General features: G+C 65.0%; 20 protein-coding genes. 6 read left to right on the top strand and 14 right to left on the bottom strand.

Features of this window, described 5'->3' with window-relative positions; translation table 11 throughout:
* The first annotated feature begins 2 nt into the window (after positions 1-2).
* Positions 3-680: a phosphoribosylformylglycinamidine synthase I gene (gene purQ / locus C437_RS18265; RefSeq protein ID WP_004518490.1), complete on the top strand. Its 678-nt coding sequence runs from the start codon at positions 3-5 to the stop codon at positions 678-680.
* Positions 681-873: 193 nt separating this feature from the next.
* On the opposite strand, the gene C437_RS18260 is transcribed toward purQ, so the two are convergent.
* From C437_RS18260 to C437_RS18250, 3 genes are read right to left on the bottom strand one after another with little or no spacing between them, the layout of a single operon-like run.
* A complete protein-coding gene (locus C437_RS18260) occupies positions 874-1,689 on the bottom strand; it encodes an ABC transporter ATP-binding protein (protein WP_004518489.1) in 816 nt (271 codons plus the stop codon).
* A complete protein-coding gene (locus C437_RS18255) occupies positions 1,686-2,390 on the bottom strand; it encodes an ABC transporter permease (RefSeq protein ID WP_004518488.1) in 705 nt (234 codons plus the stop codon). The genes C437_RS18260 and C437_RS18255 overlap by 4 nt, the downstream gene beginning before the upstream one ends.
* A gap of 4 nt (positions 2,391-2,394) precedes the next feature.
* The gene (locus C437_RS18250) at positions 2,395-3,438 is read right to left on the bottom strand and encodes a substrate-binding domain-containing protein (protein WP_049919887.1); all 1,044 of its coding nucleotides are present in this window, start codon (positions 3,436-3,438) and stop codon (positions 2,395-2,397) included.
* 119 nt (positions 3,439-3,557) lie between these two features.
* On the opposite strand from C437_RS18250, the gene C437_RS18245 reads away from it, so the two are divergent.
* Positions 3,558-4,286, top strand: a complete 729-nt coding sequence (locus C437_RS18245) for a TOBE domain-containing protein (RefSeq protein WP_004518486.1) — start codon at positions 3,558-3,560, stop codon at positions 4,284-4,286.
* Positions 4,287-4,315: 29 nt separating this feature from the next.
* On the opposite strand, the gene C437_RS20755 is transcribed toward C437_RS18245, so the two are convergent.
* From C437_RS20755 to arcS, 4 genes are all read right to left on the bottom strand, one after another.
* Entirely contained in the window at positions 4,316-4,477 is a 162-nt protein-coding gene (locus tag C437_RS20755) for a hypothetical protein (protein WP_169331091.1), read from the bottom strand.
* A gap of 76 nt (positions 4,478-4,553) precedes the next feature.
* The gene (locus C437_RS18240; protein ID WP_004518485.1) at positions 4,554-5,630 is read right to left on the bottom strand and encodes an archaeosine biosynthesis radical SAM protein RaSEA; all 1,077 of its coding nucleotides are present in this window, start codon (positions 5,628-5,630) and stop codon (positions 4,554-4,556) included.
* Positions 5,631-5,668: 38 nt separating this feature from the next.
* Entirely contained in the window at positions 5,669-6,076 is a 408-nt protein-coding gene (locus tag C437_RS18235; RefSeq protein ID WP_004518484.1) for a VanZ family protein, read from the bottom strand.
* 63 nt (positions 6,077-6,139) lie between these two features.
* Positions 6,140-7,927, bottom strand: coding sequence for an archaeosine synthase subunit alpha (arcS, locus tag C437_RS18230; protein WP_004518483.1), 1,788 nt, complete (start codon positions 7,925-7,927; stop codon positions 6,140-6,142).
* 368 nt (positions 7,928-8,295) lie between these two features.
* On the opposite strand from arcS, the gene C437_RS18225 reads away from it, so the two are divergent.
* Both C437_RS18225 and C437_RS18220 read left to right on the top strand, forming a co-directional pair.
* Positions 8,296-9,441: an alginate lyase family protein gene (locus C437_RS18225; RefSeq protein ID WP_170832118.1), complete on the top strand. Its 1,146-nt coding sequence runs from the start codon at positions 8,296-8,298 to the stop codon at positions 9,439-9,441.
* Positions 9,442-9,516: 75 nt separating this feature from the next.
* Positions 9,517-10,392 (top strand): NAD-dependent epimerase/dehydratase family protein, encoded by an 876-nt coding sequence (locus C437_RS18220; protein WP_004518481.1) that lies wholly within the window; start codon positions 9,517-9,519, stop codon positions 10,390-10,392.
* 23 nt (positions 10,393-10,415) lie between these two features.
* Here C437_RS18220 and tgtA read toward each other — a convergent pair whose 3' ends face one another.
* The 7 genes from tgtA to C437_RS18185 form a co-directional block, all read right to left on the bottom strand.
* Positions 10,416-11,888, bottom strand: coding sequence for a tRNA guanosine(15) transglycosylase TgtA (tgtA, locus tag C437_RS18215; protein WP_004518480.1), 1,473 nt, complete (start codon positions 11,886-11,888; stop codon positions 10,416-10,418).
* A gap of 115 nt (positions 11,889-12,003) precedes the next feature.
* Positions 12,004-12,261: a hypothetical protein gene (locus C437_RS18210; RefSeq protein ID WP_004518479.1), complete on the bottom strand. Its 258-nt coding sequence runs from the start codon at positions 12,259-12,261 to the stop codon at positions 12,004-12,006.
* A gap of 44 nt (positions 12,262-12,305) precedes the next feature.
* Complete coding sequence (locus C437_RS18205; RefSeq protein WP_004518478.1) at positions 12,306-12,851, bottom strand: NUDIX hydrolase; 546 nt, start codon at positions 12,849-12,851, stop codon at positions 12,306-12,308.
* Between the two features lie 234 nt (positions 12,852-13,085).
* Positions 13,086-15,194 (bottom strand): hypothetical protein, encoded by a 2,109-nt coding sequence (locus C437_RS18200; RefSeq protein ID WP_004518477.1) that lies wholly within the window; start codon positions 15,192-15,194, stop codon positions 13,086-13,088.
* A gap of 128 nt (positions 15,195-15,322) precedes the next feature.
* Positions 15,323-15,919, bottom strand: coding sequence for a tRNA (pseudouridine(54)-N(1))-methyltransferase TrmY (trmY, locus tag C437_RS18195; RefSeq protein WP_004518476.1), 597 nt, complete (start codon positions 15,917-15,919; stop codon positions 15,323-15,325).
* Between the two features lie 92 nt (positions 15,920-16,011).
* Positions 16,012-17,061 (bottom strand): Gfo/Idh/MocA family protein, encoded by a 1,050-nt coding sequence (locus C437_RS18190; protein ID WP_004518475.1) that lies wholly within the window; start codon positions 17,059-17,061, stop codon positions 16,012-16,014.
* A 63-nt stretch (positions 17,062-17,124) separates the two neighbouring features.
* Positions 17,125-17,379 carry a hypothetical protein gene (locus C437_RS18185; RefSeq protein ID WP_004518474.1) on the bottom strand — a complete coding sequence of 85 codons (255 nt, stop codon included), beginning with the start codon at positions 17,377-17,379 and terminating at the stop codon, positions 17,125-17,127.
* A gap of 119 nt (positions 17,380-17,498) precedes the next feature.
* On the opposite strand from C437_RS18185, the gene C437_RS18180 reads away from it, so the two are divergent.
* Together C437_RS18180 and C437_RS18175 are read left to right on the top strand one after the other, a co-directional pair.
* Positions 17,499-17,963: a nucleoside deaminase gene (locus tag C437_RS18180; RefSeq protein WP_049919886.1), complete on the top strand. Its 465-nt coding sequence runs from the start codon at positions 17,499-17,501 to the stop codon at positions 17,961-17,963.
* Between the two features lie 63 nt (positions 17,964-18,026).
* Complete coding sequence (locus C437_RS18175) at positions 18,027-18,443, top strand: CBS domain-containing protein (RefSeq protein WP_004518472.1); 417 nt, start codon at positions 18,027-18,029, stop codon at positions 18,441-18,443.
* Positions 18,444-18,475 lie beyond the last annotated feature (32 nt).

The raw sequence follows: 18,475 nt of genomic DNA, 5'->3' as shown, positions 1-18,475 counted from the left end.
CTGTGACTATCGCCGTCATCCAGTTCGGCGGCTCGAACTGCGACCGCGACTCCGTACAGGCTCTGTCGTCGCTCGATTTCGACGCCGAACTCGTCTGGCACGAGGACGGCCTCCCCGAGGATGTCGACGGCGTCGTCCTCCCCGGTGGCTTCTCCTACGGCGATTACCTCCGTGCCGGTGCGATGGCCGCCCGCTCACCAATCATGGCCGAGATCCGCGAGGCCGCGAGCGAGGGGACACCGGTGCTTGGCATCTGTAACGGCGCACAGATCGGCTGCGAGTCGTCGCTGACCCCCGGTGCGTTCACGACCAACGAGAGCGCCCGGTTCCAGTGTGAACACGTCCATCTCCGCGTCGAAAACGCCGACACGCCCTGGACGAGCCAGTACGACGAGGGCGAGGTCGTCGAACTCCCCATCGCCCACGGCGAGGGCCGCTACGAGATCTCTGACGACCGGCTGGACGAACTTGAAGCCGAAAACCGGGTCCTGTTCAAATACTGCGACGAGGACGGAAACGTGTCCCCCGAAGCGAACCCGAACGGCTCGAAACACAGCGTGGCCGGCGTTACCGGTGAGGACGACCACATCGCCGTCATGATGCCCCACCCCGAGCGGGCGACGCTGTCAGACTTGAGCCGGACCGACGGGCAAGGTGTGCTCACGGGCTTCGCCGAGTAACACCGGCAGTTTTGGTTTCATTGCGGTGGTTTCACTGGAGAATGGATCTGGACGCGTAGTCGCATCGCTATGGGTTCAGTGCAAAGGGGAAGGGACCAGCGGAGCGTGTGACATAGTCCGGCGGTCCCTAGTCCAACTTTGTGGGTCAAGCCGTATAAGCACACGCTTACCGGAGTGTAAGTGAAATCAGCAGTTATGGGTCGGCTGTCGGCGACTGCGGCGCACGCGACCCGCTCCGGTCACCGACGAGTAGTTCGCCGTCGAGGAACCGTGCGGTCCGGGCGTCGGTGGGGTTCTCGAACAGCTGTTCGGGCAGGCCGGTCTCGACCAGTTCACCGTCGTGGAGGAAGGCCATGCGGTCTGAGATGCGCTTTGCCTGATGCATGTCGTGGGTGGCGACGACGACGCCAACGCCGCGGTCCCGCGCTCGCTCGATTGCGTTTTCGAGCAGGGCCGTGTTGTGCGGGTCGAGGTTCGACGTTGGCTCGTCCAGCAGCATGACCGCCGGGTCGACGGCGAGCGCCCGCGCGAACGCGACCCGTTGGGCTTCGCCGCCGGACAGTGAGAGTGCGTTCTGGTCGCCCACGTCCGCGAGCCCGACCGTTTCAAGCGCAGATACAACGGTATCGGCGGGCCGCGACGAGCCGACAAGTTCGCGAAGCCCCCGGCGGAGTCGGGCCTGCCAGGGTTCCCTGACGCGCAGGCCATAGGAGACGTTCCGATGGACGGGCGCGTTGAACAGGCTCGGCTCCTGGAACACCATACTCACCTGCCGGCGGACGCCCAGCCGCTCGTCGTCAGCCATCGTCCAGATGTCGCGGTCGTCCCACGCCACCGTTCCGGCGTCGGGTCGGCGGAAGGTCGCAAGCAGGCGCAGCAGCGTCGTCTTGCCGGTGCCGGATGGGCCGACGACGGTGACGACTTCCCCCGGCTCGACCGCAAGCGAGACATTCCGGAGGACAGTCGAGCTACCAAATCCGGCGGTTACGTCGGTCACGGAGAGCGTCATACCGAGCGCTCACCCCGGTCCTGATTCCGGAGCCACGATCCGAGTCCGTTGACAGCGAGGACGAGCGCGAGGAGTATCACGCCGAGGACGAGGCCGACCTCGTAGCGGCCCTGCCGGGCCTCGACGGTTATCGCGGTCGTCAGCGTCCGGGTGTAGGACTGGCCGTCGCTGTAGACGATGTTGCCGCCGACGATGAGTATCGACCCGACCTCGCTGATGGCCCGGCCGAACCCGGCGAGAATCGCAGTGATGATGCCAAAGCGGGCCTCCTTGATGACCGCCAGCCCCACGTCGACCCTAGTGCCGCCCATCGCATAGGCCGCGTCGCGGACCGACTGGTCGACGCCCTCCACGGCCGAGAGGCTGACGCTCAACAGGACCGGCGTCGCGAGAACGAACTGGGAGAGTATCATCGCCCGCGGGGTAAACGCGAGGTCGAGGCTCCCCAGCGGCCCGCTGTTGGACAGGAGAATCAGGACGAGGAGCCCGACGACGACACTCGGGAACCCCATGCCGGTGTTGACGACAGCTGTGACCAGCCGCTTCCCGCGGAAATCGGTGAAGCCGATACCCAGCGCGACGGGCAGGCTGAACAGCGTGCTCAGTCCGACGGCAGTGAGGCTGACGTACAGCGAGACGGCGACGATGCTCACGACGTACGTCCAGCCGCCGTCCGGGAGCTGTGCTTGCAGTGGAATCATCGGGTCAGTACTCCGCCGGGACTTGCTTGTCGACCCAGTACAGGTACTCTCTGTCACGTGGTGAGAGGCTACTAGCTTGCTGTGCCGTATACCCCTGCGGGACGTACTGGCCGAAGTTCGGCTCCTCGGCGATGGCGTTCGGGAAGAACAGCTGCGAGCCGTTGGCGGTGTAGTCGGCGATCATCGACTGCCCGGTCGGGCTCGTCAGGAAGCCGATGTAGGCCATCGCCGCCTCGTAGTTCACGTCGTCGTATTTCGCGGGGTTGACCGCCATCACGCCGTAGGGGTTCTTGAGGATGACCGGGCCGCCTTGCAACGGCCCCTGAACGTGAATCGCGAGCTCGATCTCGTTTTGCATCGAGAGATAGGTCCCCCGGTCGGCGAGCGTGTACGCGCCGGTCTGACTCGCCTGTACGAGCGTATCGCCCATCCCCTTGCCGACGGCGCGATACCACTCGCCGCTGGGGTCCGTGCCAGCTTCGTCCCAGACGAGCAGTTCCTTCTTGTTCGTCCCGGAGTCGTCGCCCCGCGAGACGAACGTCGACTCGCGCTCGGCGATGGTGGTGAAGGCGTCGGTGGCGCTATCCATCCCGTTGATGCCCGCCGGATCGCCGTCCGGCCCGACGATGACGAAGTCGTTGAACATCACGTCCCGGCGGTTGACGCCGAACCCGTCCTGCATGAACTTGTCCTCGGCGTTGCGGGCGTGGACGAGAATTACGTCGGCGTCGCCGTCCCGTGCCGTCCGGAGACTCGCGCCGGTCCCCTTCGGGATAGTCTTCATCGTCACGCCGTAGCTCTCCTCGAACACGGGATGGAGCGCGCCGAGAAGCCCCGTGTCGTAGGTGCTTGTTGTCGTAGCGAGCACCAGTTCGCCGTCGCCGATCTGGCCCGAGTCGGTCTGTGCCCCACCAGACTGTCCGTCCGCCCCGCCACCGCTCTGTGTCGCCGTCGAGCCGCTGGGGTCGCCCTCGCCAGCACAGCCAGCGAGTCCAACCACTGAGACAGCCCCCAGTGATGCGAGGAACCGTCGGCGTTGCATCGGCATGGACATAACGACGGCGGCCGGGTTCTTAATTGTTGATGGTGATGTCTGCCACGCCGGAGTGGGATGGCTGGCAGTCCCCGCGCGGCAACGCCTTTGTGAGGGCACGGTTATGAGGCAGTATGGACGCGACCGCAGACGTCGAAGTGCGACTGGGGCAGGGCGACGTGGCGCTGACCGCCCGCGACCGGACGCTCCTACAGGCGGTCGCCGCCCACGGGTCGCTGAACGCCGCCGCCGACGCGCTGGGCCGATCCTACGCCCACGCCCAGCGGCGCATCGTCGAACTCGAAGCGGCCTTCGGCCCGCTGGTCGACCGCAGTCGGGGCGGCAGCGGCGGCGGCGGGAGCGAACTCACGGACACTGCCGAGCAACTGTTGGCCCGGTTTCAGCGACTTCAGGCCGAGTTCGACGGGGTAGCGACGGCAGCGGAAACGGTCCTCCGGGGGACCGTCGTCGACCGCGACGGCGAGCTGGCGACCGTCGAGACGCCGCCGGGGACGGTCCGGGCCATCGTCGATACGGACGCCGACGCCGGCGACGCCGTTGAGGTCGGTATCCGCGCTGATACGGTGACACTGAACGCACCGCCGGAAGCGCCCGAACCGGCAGGGACGAGCGCACGCAATCAGTTCGCCGGCACCGTCGAACACATAGAGGAAGGCGCGTCTATCGCGCTGGTCGCGCTGGCTGTCGATCCAGACACGACGCTGTGCGCACTCGTGACCGACACGAGCCTTGAGAAGCTCGACATCACTACGGGCGCAGAGCTTGTCGCCTCGTTCAAAGCGACCGCAACCGTCGGCGTCATCCCGGCGATCGAGCAGCCGGGGTCGGACGAATCGTCGTAAGCGATAGAAAACCGCGTCCGTCAGCAGCTTCAGATGCCCCAGTTAGACGGCAGCAGGTCAGACTGGCAGGCACTGCAGGCAACCATTCCGTCGTCGTCGATACACTGTCGCTGTTCACCGCACAGGTCACATTCCGTGACCGTCCCGCGCGTATTGAAACTGCGCCTGTTCTGGTCACCGTTCGGGGTCATATCGAACAGCATTATGGGCGAAAGACGGATAAACGTTGGTCGACAGGCCGTCACACGGTTTCTGGTACTCGAAGTACTATCGAGCGAGCGGGAGCGAGTAACTTCGCTCGCGTTCGATGACGGCGTCCCACGTCGCCTCGCACTCGCAACTCACCTGCTCGAACACCGACGGGTCCTGCCGGAGGTCGAAGTCCTTGATAGCGCGCTGGACTTTGTCGTCACACTCCCCGCAGTTGTGCGGGCCGCGGTCGCTGCCGTGGCCGACAGGGTCCGAGACGACGATGACATCCTCATCAGCCGTAGATTCCAGCACGTCGGCGACCGACCAGAGCCAGGGCGGCCGGTAGCCGCCATCGTGGTACAGTTCCTCGACCATCGTGTAGCGCTGGACGTTACAGGGGTTCATCGAGACGGTGTGACAACCGTCGACAGCCGCACAGCGCCGCACCGACCGTTTCATGTCCTCGACGGCCTCGGCTTCGGCAAGGAAGGGGGGCTTCATCAGCAGATAGGCTTTGACGCCAGCGCCGGCCGCCTGCGCTGCTTCGGAGGCCGCCTCGAAGTCGGCAAAGTCGAAGTACTTGTTCACGCAGTCGTGGCGCACGCGGTCGGTCGCCGTCTCCAGACCAACGGCCACGTCCGTTTCCAGCCCCACGTCGACGAAGTCGCCGACCGTCTCCTCGTCGACGAAATCGGGTAGCGACTCGACGACGATGCGCTCGCGGTCGGCGAAGGTCTCGGCGATAGCCTGACGGGTTTCTGCCGGGACCTCGCGCTCGTCGAGAAAACTGCCGGAGGTGTAGATTTTGATGAGCCCGCTCTGCTCGTCACTGTTCTCGCTTTCGTGGTCCAGACAGTGCTGGATCTGTGCCATGAGGTCCTCGTGGGCGACGCTGCCGCCCTCGACGCTCTCGGCGACGTAGCCACACATCGTACAGCCGCCGGCGCGGGCCCACCGGCAGCCACCGGTGTTCAGGATGATGGTCAGGCTCTGGTAGACGCCATCTGGCGTGTTGTCCTCGTCGAGCCATACGCGAGTCGGCTCACGAGGGTCGTACGTCGAGTCGTTGCGCGACCGGATGTCGCGCATCACGGAGTTGTGGGCATCCATGCCCTTGCCCTCCTCGTAGACCTCGGGACTGGGCTTACTCATTGGGGCGAGGTAGCCGATGAGCGCGTAAAGCCGCTTCGTTACTGCCGGGGCGGTGGGCCGGTTCGGTCTGAAAGCTTGCCGAATCGGCGGACAAGGAGCCACGCCAGCCCGGCAAGAACGGCCCCGACAGCGTTAGCCACGAAGTCAGCGCCGCTCACACCGCGTGACGGGACGAGGGCCTGCAAGAGTTCGACTCCCGCCCCGTAACAGACGGAGACGGTCACGAGTGCTGCGACTGTGGTCACGTCACGGGCCTGTCGGCCCCACGCGAGCAGTGCCGCCAGTAGCCCGTAACTCGCCGCGTGCACCCACTTGTCCAGCGCGAAACCGAGGAGCGCGGGGACCTGCTCGCCTGCCCCCTCGGGAACCAGGAGAAGTGACGTGACGAGTAACAGGAGCGAGAATCCGGCTGCGGGCAGGTACCGCCGGCGTCCCGACCAGTCCATACCTGCCGTTGCCCCGCTCGGCCGATAAGTCGCGCGGTGATGGGACGACGGCTGCAACCGCAACTACTGCTCGTCGACGTGGCGCATCTGGACGGCGATGCCTCGCGTCGAGGACCGCATCTCAGGGCCGCTCATCTGTGCACGGCCGACGCCGAAGGCTGCGTCACCCTGAATCACCACGTCGTCGCCAACGCGGATATCGTCGCTGGCGTCGGTAATCCCTGGCGCGAGCACCGAGCCGTGGGGGACGAACGGTTCGATTTCGACTGTTTTCGTCGGTACATCGCTCTCGACCCAGCGTCGCGCTCCAGCAGTCGTCAGCGAAAGGACACCGTACTGCTGGGCCAGCGCTGCCAGTTGCTCCCCGTCAGCGTCGTCGGCTCGCAGTTGTGGGTACCGGCCCTGCGTCGACAGGTCGTCGAACAGTTCGTCGCCCGCACCTTCCCCGAACTGGTAGTCGGCGACAGCGCGGATGGTGTTGTGCTCGCGCTCGCGCTTCGGATACCGGTCCCACCCCTCCAGTTCTGCGGCGAGGTTACCCAGTGAATCCGCCGTCGTCGGGTGGTCGGTAACCGTGTAAGTGAACTCCCGGTCCAGCGATTCGGCCACGCGCTCGCAGATGTCGCGGTAGCCTTCGCCAGGTACGTGGGCGATAATCTCTGGGTAGTCGGTGCCTTCTAAATAGCGTTCGAGCACGCGGCTGACGAATTCGATTTCGGTGGCGGTCCAGTTGCCCGTCACCACGGAGTCGTAGTGCTGAGCCGGGTAGGTGAGCTCGAGTTCCTGCGGGACGACGCCGATTGGCGAGGTCATCGAGACAACGTGGGCGCGCCACTTGATCGCGTCGTGGTACTGCTTGTGACTCTGGGAGTCGCTATAGGGCTTGCGCGCCGAGCACGGGACCAATACAAGCGGGCGGTCGTCGAACCGCGGCACGTAGCGGTCAGTGACGCGTTCGGCGAAGCGCTGTATCTCGACGCGACGCAGCGAGTCGTCGCTGGCCGCCGAGAGGTCGGCCCGCCGGATGAGCGGCGTGCGCTCCTCCAGATAGCTGTACTGCTGGTCCAGTCGCCGGAACGTCGCAGTAAGCCAATTATCCTGTCTGGCTTGCCCCTCGATGTAGTCCCGGAGGCGGCCGTCACGAATCCGGCGGCGGACCCGCCGGAGTTCCGCGGCGAGGGCGTTAACGTTGTGTTCGACGCAGTCCTCGCGGTCGAACTCAGCGCGGGGTTGCTGGCAGGCCGGACACGCACACGGCAGTTCGTCGAGGTCTTCGAGGAAATACGCCTCGTCGGTCGTGAGATACCGGCCTTCGGTTCCACGGACGACGGCACGGTCGGGGTCGACAAGGTCGACGCCAGCGTAGACGAGTGTGGCGACATTTCGGGGCGTGGCAACGCCTGGGGCATAAAGCGCGGTGTCGGCGGGGATCGCTTCGCGGACAGTCGTGACAGCGTCGACGAACGCCGAGGCGTGCCCGACGTAGCCGGGCGCGCCGGCGAGCACGTAGGCGTCGCTGCCGTGGTCGGTCGCGGTGTCGGGCGAGACGACGGCCGCGCTCGGGAACGTAACGTCCGGATAGTCGACCGCAAACGCCTCAGCAACTTCGTTCGGCGTGCCGGCGGGGAGTCCACGATGGGGCAAAACGGTGAGCAGCGAGTCGTCACCTTCGGGGGCGTTTTGCTCCGTTGGCCAGCGGCTCCCGGCGTCGTCAAGGATGTGCCGGCAGTCGCCCGGCGTCTCTGTGTCCACGTCATCGACCAGCGCCGGCGTCGTCACGGAGTCGGCGAGGCGTAGCTCACCCACCCGCGCGGCGCTGTCGCGCTCGTGGACCTCGAAGTAGTCGGTCATGCAATGGCGTCAGCCACGCGCAACCAACTATCTTGCCTTTGGCCTACCACCGACCCCGCGACCGAAGAGCGGTTCAAATTCATCATACTTCGTTCGGGCCGACAGTTATACAGCCATGATTACCGCGAACAGGTCGCTATCCGCTGATTAGCTGGGACCTAACTAAATATATTCGGGGCGACCGACCGTTCGTGCAGCGACAGACACGACGAGACGTGTTGATCGCCCTTTCGGGGACAGCCACAGCGCTGGGGGGCTGTTCGACCGGCCTCTCCTCGGGGGATTCGGATGTGAAAGCCGCGTCACACGAGACAGAGACGACCCCAACGGACGAGGTGTCGGAGTCGACAAGTGAAAGCAGGCCCGCGATGTTCGTCCATCTCGACACACTGGCGGCGATACAGTCTCGTGTCGAGAGCGGCGACAGCCCGTGGACGGAGGCACACGAAGCCTTCATCGACGACGTCCAAGACGCGATGACGGCGGACCTCGAGAGTGTCACGGACAACGGTGACGGCCACGAGTTCAAAACGAAAGGGCCTGAAGACCCCGCGGAACGCAAGGACTACGTCGCCGCCATCAGGACGGGTGACCGGATTCGCGACCTCGGCCTCGCCTACCAGTACACCGGCGCGGACAAGTACGCCGAGAAAGCAATCGAGCTGTTAGACCACTGGTTCCTGCGTTCGGAGACGTACATGGCACCGGTGAAAACGAACAGCATCGAACAGTTCATTACGCTCCCGAAAATGTGGTGGGGTGCGGAACTCGTTCGCGGCCACGATGCGTGGAAGAACGACAGCGTCGGCACGGAGGCCGACCTGCAGGAGTGGGTTCGGACGTTCCTAGACGACGTTGGCCATGGCATTCCGACCGATATGGGCCAACAGAACATCTTCAACTGGAAGGAGATGACCCATGCCGCCGGGTCCGTGTATCTCCGAGACTGGGACGGATTCCGGAAGGCGATGCAGCGGAACCGCGACGACGGCTTCACCCAGCTCCGCGAGGACGGCCTGCTGGAAAACGAGATCATTCGCGCGTCGAGCCTGGCGTACTCGCTGTACGCGGCGAAGGCACTGGTCACCGCCGCGGAGCTCAGCCGGCTCTATGCCGACAAACTCGACGGACCCACACTGTACGAGTACCAGAAATTCAGCGGTGACAAGGGTGCTATCGAACGGATTCTCGACGCCCATGCCCCATACGTCGCTGACCCGGAGGCCTGGGAGGCGATGGGTGAAGGGGACCCCGACCGGTTCGTCAACAATGACGGCTTCCCAGCCCGAAAGCAGGAAGCCGCGTCGTCGCTGTACGAGGTGGCCTACTCATACTACGAGAAGGACACGTACTTGGAGACGGTCAAGCAGAGCAGCCAGCCAGTCAAGAACGTCCCGACGTACGTCTCGGCCCAGCAGGCGGCGATTGACGACCCCGACCGGCCACACCGCGACGAGCGCATCCTCGGCTGGACGACGTTCACACACGGTGAGCGGTTCCGGCTTGACCTGTAGACGGCCGGGGCGACTCTCCCGCGTCGGCGGCAGTCACACCACCACGTTTTCGATGCCAGCGGTTCCAGCGCAGGTATGAACGTTGTCGTGACCGGCGGCCGAGGCAGTTCCGGGCGCTGGATCGTCGACCGACTCGCCGGACCGCACGACGTGACCGTACTCGACCGCTCTCTCCCCGATGAGGGGGGCCATCCAGCCGCCGACTACCGGGCGCTGGACCTCACCGACGCCGGGAGCGTCTTCGACTCGCTCACCGCCATCGACCCCGACGCGGTGGTCCACTGGGCGGCGATTCCGGTGGCCGGGACCCACCCCGGAGTAGACCTGTTTCAGAACAACACACTGGCGGCACATAACGTCCTCTCGGCGGCCGGCCGCGTCGATGCTGACGTAGTGCAGGGCTCCTCAGACGGTGCGTACGGCTTCTTCTTCGCCACGGAGACCCCGGTACCGGACGAACTCCCGATTACGGAACAGCACGCGCTCCGGCCGGAGGACGACTACGGCCTCTCGAAAGTCGTCACCGAGGAAATCGGGAAAACCATCGCCCGCCGGGACGACATCTCTGTGGTATCGGTTCGCCCGTCGTGGATACAGATTCCGGGGGAGTACCCCTGTCGGGCCGCGGACTACGTCGACGACCTCTCGGCCGGCGCGGGCAACTACTGGTCGTACGTTGACGTGCGGGATGTCGTCGACCTCGTCGAGGCCGCGCTCACGAGCGAGGTTGCAGGCCACGAGGCGTTCAACTGCGTCGGCCCCGACAACGCGTTGGGCCGGCCGCTGGTCGAACTTATGCGCGAGCAGTACGGCAGCGTTCCGGACGACTGTACGGTCGAAGGAGACGCTGCGGCGTATTCGACGGCCAAAGCCACAGCGATGCTGGGCTGGGAGCCGACCCATTCCTGGCGCGAGGCGGCCGAGGAAGACGGAGACGTACCGACGGTCTGACCAGCGGCCGGACAATTGCGTCGTCAGTCGCGGGCGTGCAGGTCACGCAGGCGGACGCGGTCAGGCACGCGGTCGAGCGCCGTCGCCGGCCAGTCGTCGTGGACCAGCGTGAAAGACACGTCCGGGTGGAGTTCCACAAGCCGCTGGACCCCCGTCGCTGCGGTTTCGTAGGCCGCCCGGTCGGTCCGGTCCGGCGTTTCCGCGGTCAACGGATAGGTGTCGGCGAGTTCGCGCGGATACGGACCGAATGGGGGCAGGACACCCCAGCTCTCGTCGTACTGTGCACTGGAGCTACCTTCGGTCAGCAAGACATCGTCGCCCTCGACGGGGAGCCGCTCCAGCCGGTCCTGATGGCGTCGGACCTCGGGCCGGCGGGCGCTCTCACTCGAAGTGTAGAAGAACGCGTCCTTCGAGACGGGGTCGGTCCGTTCGAGTTGCTCGGCGTGGTCCAGCAGTGCGCGGTAGCCATCGAGCATGGCCGGATGACCGCGGGCGCGACTGTCGACCAGTTCCATGAGGTTGCCCGAGCGAATCGCCTGCTTGACTGTCCGGATTTCGCCGTAGGTGACGTGGAGGTTGTGCCGCGCGAGCAGTTTCTCGCGGCGGTCGTCGGCCATGCCCTTCAGGTCCGCCGGTGTGTGGTCGGTACAGACGGGGCAGTGACACGGGAAGTAACTCAGTTCGTCGAGCAGCTCCGTTCCCTGCACCGTGAGGTACCGGTCGTCGCGGGCGTACAACGCGTACGCTGCCGAATCGAAGAGGTCACAGCCCAGCGCCGCCGCCATCGCAAACATCATCGGATGGCCCGCGCCGAACAGGTGGACCGGGCCGACCTCCCCCAGCCCACGCTTGCAGGCCGCAACAACATCGGCGAGGTCGGCGTAGCGGTACTCGTTCATCAGCGGGACGACCGCCCCGAGCGGGAACACGTCTAGCCCGGTTGAGACGGCATCGGAAGCGGCGCGCTCCCGCAGGTCCGGGTAGGTCGCCCCCTGGACCGGCGCGCTGACGAGCATCTCGCCGGTGTCGACGGTGGCAGCGTGTTCGAGCCGTTCCTGTGTCGTTTCGAGTTCCTCGGTCGCCCGCTCGCGGTCCACGTCCGGTGGCGTCGGGATGTCCACCGGGGTCCCGATGTCAGAGCCGATCTCGTGCTGGAACTCAAGTATTTCCTCAGTTGTCACGTCGATATCGCCATACTCGGCAAGCTGGAAGGAGCCAGAGTCAGTCATGATAGCCCCATCGAACCCGAGCAGGTTGTGGAGGCCCTGCTCCAGCACCGGCTCGCGGAGATCCTCAGAGCCATGCAGGATGTAGCTGTTCGTGATGAGTATCTCCGCCCCGAACTCCGACGCCAGCGTCGCCGGTGCGACCGTCTGGACGTGAGGGTTGACCACCGGCAGGATAGTCGGCGTCTCGACGGTGACGCCGGCCCGTGGCACCGTTAGCTCGCCCAGGCGGCCCGCTGCGTCGTACTGGCGGACCTCAAAATTCGTCATTACACGTCGTCGTCGGTCGGCGCGCCTAAGCGTTGTGTTCCCTTGTGACCGGCTGTTCGAGGGTGGCGCTAGCTGGGGACGCCGGGCCGAGCGACGCCCCAGCCGGCGCAGTGCGCTATTCGTCGGGCTGTTTCGCCCCGCCGGGCACCAGTTTACGCTCGGGCCGGTGGACGGTCCCGGAGTCCTCGTCGGCGACGTACGCCTGTGATGTCCGGAACATATCGACCACCTCACCGCGGGACGAGTAGGCGTCCTCGACGAGCCGTTCGAGCAATTCCGTTCGCGAGATCGGCTGGCCGGTCCGACGGCGGACGGCCGCGCGCACCTTATCCAGTTGGCGCTCGGTCTGTTTGTCGAGTGCAATCGAGGGCATGTGATAACCGTTACCACTTGACAGGATTTCAAACTGTCGTCAGTTCAGCGCTCGAACAGGGCATAGTACATGATACCGACGGCGGACCGGCTGTCACGGAGTGTACCGTCGCGCACTGACTGGAGCAACGAGTCGAAGTCGGCAGTCTCGACTCGAATCGATTCGTTGTGGTCGAGGTCCTGATCGGCTGTTGCTTGGCAGTCCCAGGCGACGTAGTAGTGGAACACATAGTCGGTGTTTCCGTTGGCCGGTTCGCCTGTGTAGAGGTGGTCGAGTGACTCCGCCTCGTAGCCGGTTTCCTCGCGGAGTTCGCGGGCAGCAGCGACAGTTGGGTCGTCGTCTCCGTCCTCCATTGTCCCAGCCGGCAGACCGCGGTTGACTCGGTGGACCGGCTGTCGCCACTCCTCGATAACGACCACGTCACCGCCGGCGGTGAACGGGAGCACGATGACGCTCTCGCCGTGCTGTACGTAGTCGAACTCTCCCTCCGTGCCGTCGGGCAGGCGTACGTCCTCACGGATGACATCGAATCCCGGACAGGCGTAGGCGGTTTCGGCACCGAGTGTCTCCCAGGTGAGTTCCTCGTCCATACCAGCAGTGTGGCCCCCACCGGCAAAATCAGCAGGGTCCACGAACGGGTAGGTACCAGACCGATACGAGGTGGTGCGGTGCGTGTAGCGGGAATGAGAATGTCGACTCTCGGCCGCCTGTTCGACGTCGTGTTGTTCGTCCTCCCGGTCCCCGGAACGTTCATCGCCGGGGAACTGGGACTTGTCGCCAGCGTGCTAGCCCGCTAGAACAGCCTCTGAGTACGGGGCAAAAGCTTACAGTTTGTCGGCTGCCTGTGCCTGCTCAGTCCGCCGGTCTGCCTGTTCGAGGCGCTTCCGAGCCGCGTTGGACAACGGGTCCGAGAGGTCGTCGCTGGCGTCCTCGATTCTGCTCGCGACGCGCTGGAGTCGGTCGGCGACGGCCTGGAGCTGTTTATCGGCGTTGCCGCGGTCGCCGGCCTCGGCGCGTTCGGTCGCCCGTTTGGCAGCCTCAACGACAGCTGCGAGCGCCCGTTCGAGACCTTGGATAGCGTTTTCAGAGCCATTGCTACTCCCGGGATTGTCGTCATCGTCGTCATCGGTGTCGCCGTCGTCGTCCATCTCTTCGAGGACCGACTGGCGCGTTTCCTCGGCGATGTCGGCGAGGAACGACGCCAGTGACGCCTTTCCGGTCCGGGGCCGGTCGATTGTTGTGGCAGTGTCGGCTTGCGGGTCTGGGTTCACCCGAAACGCGCCAATTTCCTCGTCGCTGTCCCGGACCTCCGTCGTGTACGCGCCGCCGCCGTGGACGTAGACAGCGTCGGGTTCCGAGAGCGGTGCGTCGTACAGCCGGCCGGCGAAGTCGTCATCGACGGCGAGGTCCGTGAGGTCGCTGTCGGCCCCCGTCGGGTCGACTTCGAGGCGCGTCGCGTTCTCCCGGGCGACAAGTGGGACTTCCCCGTCGACGCCCGCTCTGGTCGGCCCCTCGGTCTCGCTCGTTTCGGGGACTGACACCGTTTCGCTGTGTGGCGCGACACCGGCCCCATTGACAGTGAATCGATGCTCGCCCGCAGGTACGTCCTGGATGACAGCCAGTCCACCGGATGTCGGGACGGCCTCGGGGTCGCTCTCCAGCAGGGCGACGGACTCGACGGTGGTGTCCTCGGTCGTGATTCCGTCGCCCTCGGGCGCGTCGTCGTTCGAGACGGCTTCGGAAAGGCTGGCGATAAGGGTCCGGATTTCCGCCGGTGCCCCGATGGCCTCGTAGCGTTCGGCCAGCGCCGCCCGGTGGTTCGGCTCGGAGATATCCACCGCGGGGTTCTCGTACCGCGGCTGGTTCCACGGCGCGCCTGTCGTCGTGATGTGGCCCGCGACGGCGTCCTCGACGAACTCGGGCACGGCGAACTCGAAGCTCAGCTGCGGGCCGGTGAAGTCGGTAATGTGTTCCAGTTCGCTACTCGGCACGAGGTCGTATTCGATGTCCGGGTCGGCCTCCCCGCGGTCGACATGCTGGAAGACGAGCCCCGTCTCTCTCGTCGGCAGGTCCGACGGTGGTCGGCTGAGACTGTCGAACGAACGGACGGTGAGCGACGCCGAGATGAGGTCTTCGCGGCTGACCGACGGCAGCCGGTCGTGTTCGTACAGCGGCGCGCCCTCGTATGCCGGGACGAGATACGGGAGCCGGGAGCCCTCGTCGCGCGGGAGCCCGTAGGCGACGGGGATTTCGGCGAGGTCCTCGATGGTCTCGACGGCGCTGTTCGTGATGTCCGCGAACCGGTCGCCCTCGGGCAGCCGGGTGAATCGGTCGCGGATGTCGTTCACCGAGAGCGCGCTGGAGTGTGAGCCCAGTTCCGAGAGGATGCGCGGCACCATCTCCGGGTCCGGGTCCAGAAACTCGTTGTTGGGGACCTTCCGGGAGTGGGAGCTGGCGACGTACAGTTGCGGGTTGTCCGTCTCCGTGTCGACGAACACATGCAGAACCTCCCAGTCGTGCCAGTGGAAGTTCGTCGTGAACTGGTCGAACGCCGAATAGAACCAGAACTGGACGACGGCCAGCGGCGACTGCTCGTACTCGACAACGTTGTAGAACGCCGTCGGGTCCGGCGGCTCGCCGTCAGTCATCCGGTCGTGGTAGCCGTTGAACGCGTCGAACCCATCGACGATGGTGGTTCCGTCCTGTTCGCTGGTGTAGGGCCGCGGGTCCGTCGGGAACCACGGCTCCGCTCTGTCGAAGTACAGCGTCGGTGCGAACCGCCGAGCGAGTTCCGCGGCGCGTTCGCCCTCGACCGTCGAGGCCGCGTCGTCGCTTTCGCTTTCGAGCGCCGAACAACCGGCAGCGGACGCAAGACCGGTCCCGACGACTGTCTGCAGAACCGCACGACGGGACAGACTTTCCCGGTCAGTCATCGATCCCCCGTCGTTTCAGTGCGTCGTCGAAGAGCGAAACCCAGCGCTGTCTCCGAGCGCAAGAATTCCATACACCATTCAGCGAACCACCGATAAAAACCCTTCTGGCAGTCTCCCAGCGCGCCCCATCAATACTGCTCGAACCCCGCCGTGTCCAGATAGTTGTGCGCGACAGTGATCGAGTGGTCAGCGTGGAGCGCTTTCGGACCGAGCGAGACGCGCTCGTCCGCACGGTCGGCCAGCAGCGTCGCTTCCTCGTCTTGAAAGTCGTGGTGGTCCGAGAGGACGAACACCGGGTCCGACGGCGGGGCAACGTCGACGATGGGGTCGCCGTCCTCGTGCAGTTGGACGACGGTCCCGCGGCGGGCGACGTCGTCGAGCGTTCCCTCGAACCCCCGCCTCGTGAGCGACACCCCCGGCGACGTTTCAACCGGGATGTAACCGATTGCTTCCTCGCGCTCCTCGAGGGCCTTCCGAATCAGTGCCGCCGTGGACCGTTCATCGGGGTTCAGCCGGCGGAGGTCGCTTCCCTCGAACGTGACGGTGTACTCGTCCGATAAGATCAGGTGGACCCGAACGTCCTCCCGGATGGCATGACTCAGGAAGAACGCGCTGGTGACACACCGACAGAGCACGTCGAGCCGGCCGGCAGCGCCCGCCAGGTCGTCGAGCGAGAACTCCGGCGTCGTCGGTGCGTCGTGGCCGATGATGACGAACTGGCGCATACAGGGAGGAGGCCGGTCGGCGACTTACGTGCATCGACAGGCGAGTGGCGGTCGACCGGTCGTCCGAACGGCGAAATATCCGGGTTCAGCGCTCACAGTTCGACGACCGAGGTGAACAGCCGGTTGGCCCAGTCGGCCTCCGCTCGCGGCGTCGGGCCGTCACCGCCGTGTTCGATGGCCCGTGCTTCGCGGCGGACTACCGGGGTATGGGTGTCATGGGGCGAGTACGACGACGAGAGCCGCGTTTTGACGGTCTCACGGACTGCACTGGCGGTCGTGCGGGCCGCGTTTCGCAGGTCGGTGAGCGCCCCGGCCAGCATCGGCAGGTCGTACGGGGAGTTGGGGCCGTAGCCGTGACGGTGGGACCGGAGCGACTGTGTCCCGATATCGACGGTGAGGTGCCCGCCCTCCCCAGCAAAGACGACGCGGCGACGGTCAGGCACGTTCGAGTGGTGCTGTATCGTACAGGTGACCTCGTCGGCCGTCACGAACGAGAGGGCGATCCCGTCGAACGCGACCCCGTCAGCGGCTGTCTGACACTGTCGAATGTCGACCGAAGCGTCGTCTGCGGGGTAGCCAGCCCCGCGCAACCCGACGTAGATGGGGTGGACGATTCCCTCGCCGAACTCGCCACCGGGGAGGTCGAGCACCCAGTCCCCGCGGCCCGGAACCGTTGGGTCGATGTCCTCCGCCCAGTGGACAGAGACGCCGTGGAGTCGCCCGATATCGCCGCGGTCGATACGTCGAAGCGCAGTCTGCAGCGGCCGGTAATACACTTGATTGTGGACGACCGTCGCATGAACGCCAGCCTGGTCCGCGGCAGCCGTAAGGCGTTCGAACTCCTCTCGGGTAGAGACGAACGGCTTCTCGACCAAGACGTGGACCGACGCGTCGATACACGCCATCGCGAGGTCGAAGTGGGTTTGCAGCGGCGTACAGACGTGGACCCAGTCGACCGCTTCGGTCGCAAGGAGGCGGTTCGGGTCGGTGTATCCAGAGACGCCCCACGCAGAAGCAGCGCACTCGACCTGTTGTGAGTCGATATCAGCAACGGCAGTGAGTACGGTGTTGGGGGTACTTTCGATTGCGGTCTTGTGCCACTGTGCGACCTCGCCCAGGCCGAGTATTGCGGTCCGTAACATAGTTGTTGGTTGTGTAACAGGGAAACGCGCTGGCAGATTCGTACTGAAGTGGTTGTATCACGTTCAGTGGTCAGTCCGTTCGTAGCCACTGTCGTCGAGGGACTCCAGTGCGCGGGGAAACGCTTCATCGGCAGTGTCCGTCGCTTCGAGATGCGTCCACTCGCCGGCAAGCGTGGCCGTGTACACGTCGAACCCGTCGTCGCGGTACTCGTGTGACTCCACGTACAGTTCCTTCTCGACGGTTCCGCTATCGTCGACGAGGAGCCAGATACCGAGCGCTTTCTCACCTTCGAAGTCTCGGCAGCGGTCCCAGTGCATGACCGGGACTAAGATCGGCACAGTTGTAACACTACTGTCAGGCTCCGGTCGAACTCCTCGTTTCGAGTCCGGGTCGTTGCACGCCGTGCCTACTTCCGCCTGTGGTTCAAATCGAGGGTATGCCCATGTTAGATTTCGACGAGTTCGATCACGAGGCGCATATGCGACGCGCCTTCGAGTTAGCCGAAACCGCCGTCGACCGCGGCGACCGGCCGTTCGGATCGGTACTCGTTCGTGACGACGAGGTCGTCATGGAGGCCTCGAACCGCGTGCTCACCGAATCCGATGTGCGTCGCCATCCGGAACTCCACCTAGCGTACCGAGCGAAACGCGAGTTCGAGCCGGACGAGCGCGCGGAGGTAGCGATGTACACGAGCACCGAACCGTGCCCGATGTGTGCCGGCGGACTCCGGTACGCTGGTCTCGGGAGAGTCGTCTACAGCGTCAGCAACGACGAGGTGAGCGACTTCAGCGGTCACGAGGAACCAGTCCGCTCCGGCGATATTCTCGACGGTATTACCGAGGTCGTTGGGCCGATATGTCAGGAGGAGGGACTGGCGATTCACGCGGACTTTGACTGGTAAGGCTAGGTCGGCACCGATTGCGGGAGTGAAATGACTTATGATGTGTGTTTGCCAATATATGGTATGAACTCACTTGACACACCAGTCGAGCAGGTGATGACAAAGCCAGTGAAGACCGTTGACCGGGAGCTTGTCGTCCGAGACGCTTCGAAGCTTCTGGCGTCCGAGGCGGTCGGTTCTGTCGTCGTTGAGACAGAGTACGGGCGAGGGATACTCACGAAAACGGATATTATCGACGGCCTCAGTGACGGAATCGACCCGGATACGACACCGGTCGGCGACCTGATGACGACCCCTGTCAAGACAATCGCCCCCGGTGCCCCGCTGGAGGAGGCTATCGACACGATGGTCGAGCACACCATCAAGCGACTCGTGGTCGACGGGCAGGCCAGCAGCGTCGGCATTCTCACGACGACTGACGTGATGCAGGAACTGTCTCCCGACCTAGACCGCGTCGTCGAGATGTTCGCAGAGGGGTAGGCCGTAGTTTGAAGCCCCGACGGCGTCGAAAA

Origin of the sequence: Haloarcula vallismortis ATCC 29715, assembly GCF_000337775.1 — an archaeon.
GTDB lineage: Archaea > Halobacteriota > Halobacteria > Halobacteriales > Haloarculaceae > Haloarcula > Haloarcula vallismortis.
The sequence above is the reverse complement of the archived record's forward strand: the minus strand, read 5'-3'. Positions and strand labels throughout refer to the sequence as shown.

Coding starts and splice junctions, on each gene's coding strand:
- C437_RS18260 (WP_004518489.1), bottom strand. CDS start 1,689: ATGACGCTCTCCGTGACCGACGTAACCGCCGGATTTGGTAGCTCGACT.
- C437_RS18255 (WP_004518488.1), bottom strand. CDS start 2,390: ATGATTCCACTGCAAGCACAGCTCCCGGACGGCGGCTGGACGTACGTC.
- C437_RS18250 (WP_049919887.1), bottom strand. CDS start 3,438: ATGCCGATGCAACGCCGACGGTTCCTCGCATCACTGGGGGCTGTCTCA.
- C437_RS18245 (WP_004518486.1), top strand. CDS start 3,558: ATGGACGCGACCGCAGACGTCGAAGTGCGACTGGGGCAGGGCGACGTG.
- C437_RS20755 (WP_169331091.1), bottom strand. CDS start 4,477: ATGACCCCGAACGGTGACCAGAACAGGCGCAGTTTCAATACGCGCGGG.
- C437_RS18240 (WP_004518485.1), bottom strand. CDS start 5,630: ATGAGTAAGCCCAGTCCCGAGGTCTACGAGGAGGGCAAGGGCATGGAT.
- C437_RS18235 (WP_004518484.1), bottom strand. CDS start 6,076: ATGGACTGGTCGGGACGCCGGCGGTACCTGCCCGCAGCCGGATTCTCG.
- arcS (WP_004518483.1), bottom strand. CDS start 7,927: ATGACCGACTACTTCGAGGTCCACGAGCGCGACAGCGCCGCGCGGGTG.
- C437_RS18225 (WP_170832118.1), top strand. CDS start 8,296: ATGTTCGTCCATCTCGACACACTGGCGGCGATACAGTCTCGTGTCGAG.
- C437_RS18220 (WP_004518481.1), top strand. CDS start 9,517: ATGAACGTTGTCGTGACCGGCGGCCGAGGCAGTTCCGGGCGCTGGATC.
- tgtA (WP_004518480.1), bottom strand. CDS start 11,888: ATGACGAATTTTGAGGTCCGCCAGTACGACGCAGCGGGCCGCCTGGGC.
- C437_RS18210 (WP_004518479.1), bottom strand. CDS start 12,261: ATGCCCTCGATTGCACTCGACAAACAGACCGAGCGCCAACTGGATAAG.
- C437_RS18205 (WP_004518478.1), bottom strand. CDS start 12,851: ATGGACGAGGAACTCACCTGGGAGACACTCGGTGCCGAAACCGCCTAC.
- C437_RS18200 (WP_004518477.1), bottom strand. CDS start 15,194: ATGACTGACCGGGAAAGTCTGTCCCGTCGTGCGGTTCTGCAGACAGTC.
- trmY (WP_004518476.1), bottom strand. CDS start 15,919: ATGCGCCAGTTCGTCATCATCGGCCACGACGCACCGACGACGCCGGAG.
- C437_RS18190 (WP_004518475.1), bottom strand. CDS start 17,061: ATGTTACGGACCGCAATACTCGGCCTGGGCGAGGTCGCACAGTGGCAC.
- C437_RS18185 (WP_004518474.1), bottom strand. CDS start 17,379: ATGCACTGGGACCGCTGCCGAGACTTCGAAGGTGAGAAAGCGCTCGGT.
- C437_RS18180 (WP_049919886.1), top strand. CDS start 17,499: ATGCCCATGTTAGATTTCGACGAGTTCGATCACGAGGCGCATATGCGA.
- C437_RS18175 (WP_004518472.1), top strand. CDS start 18,027: ATGAACTCACTTGACACACCAGTCGAGCAGGTGATGACAAAGCCAGTG.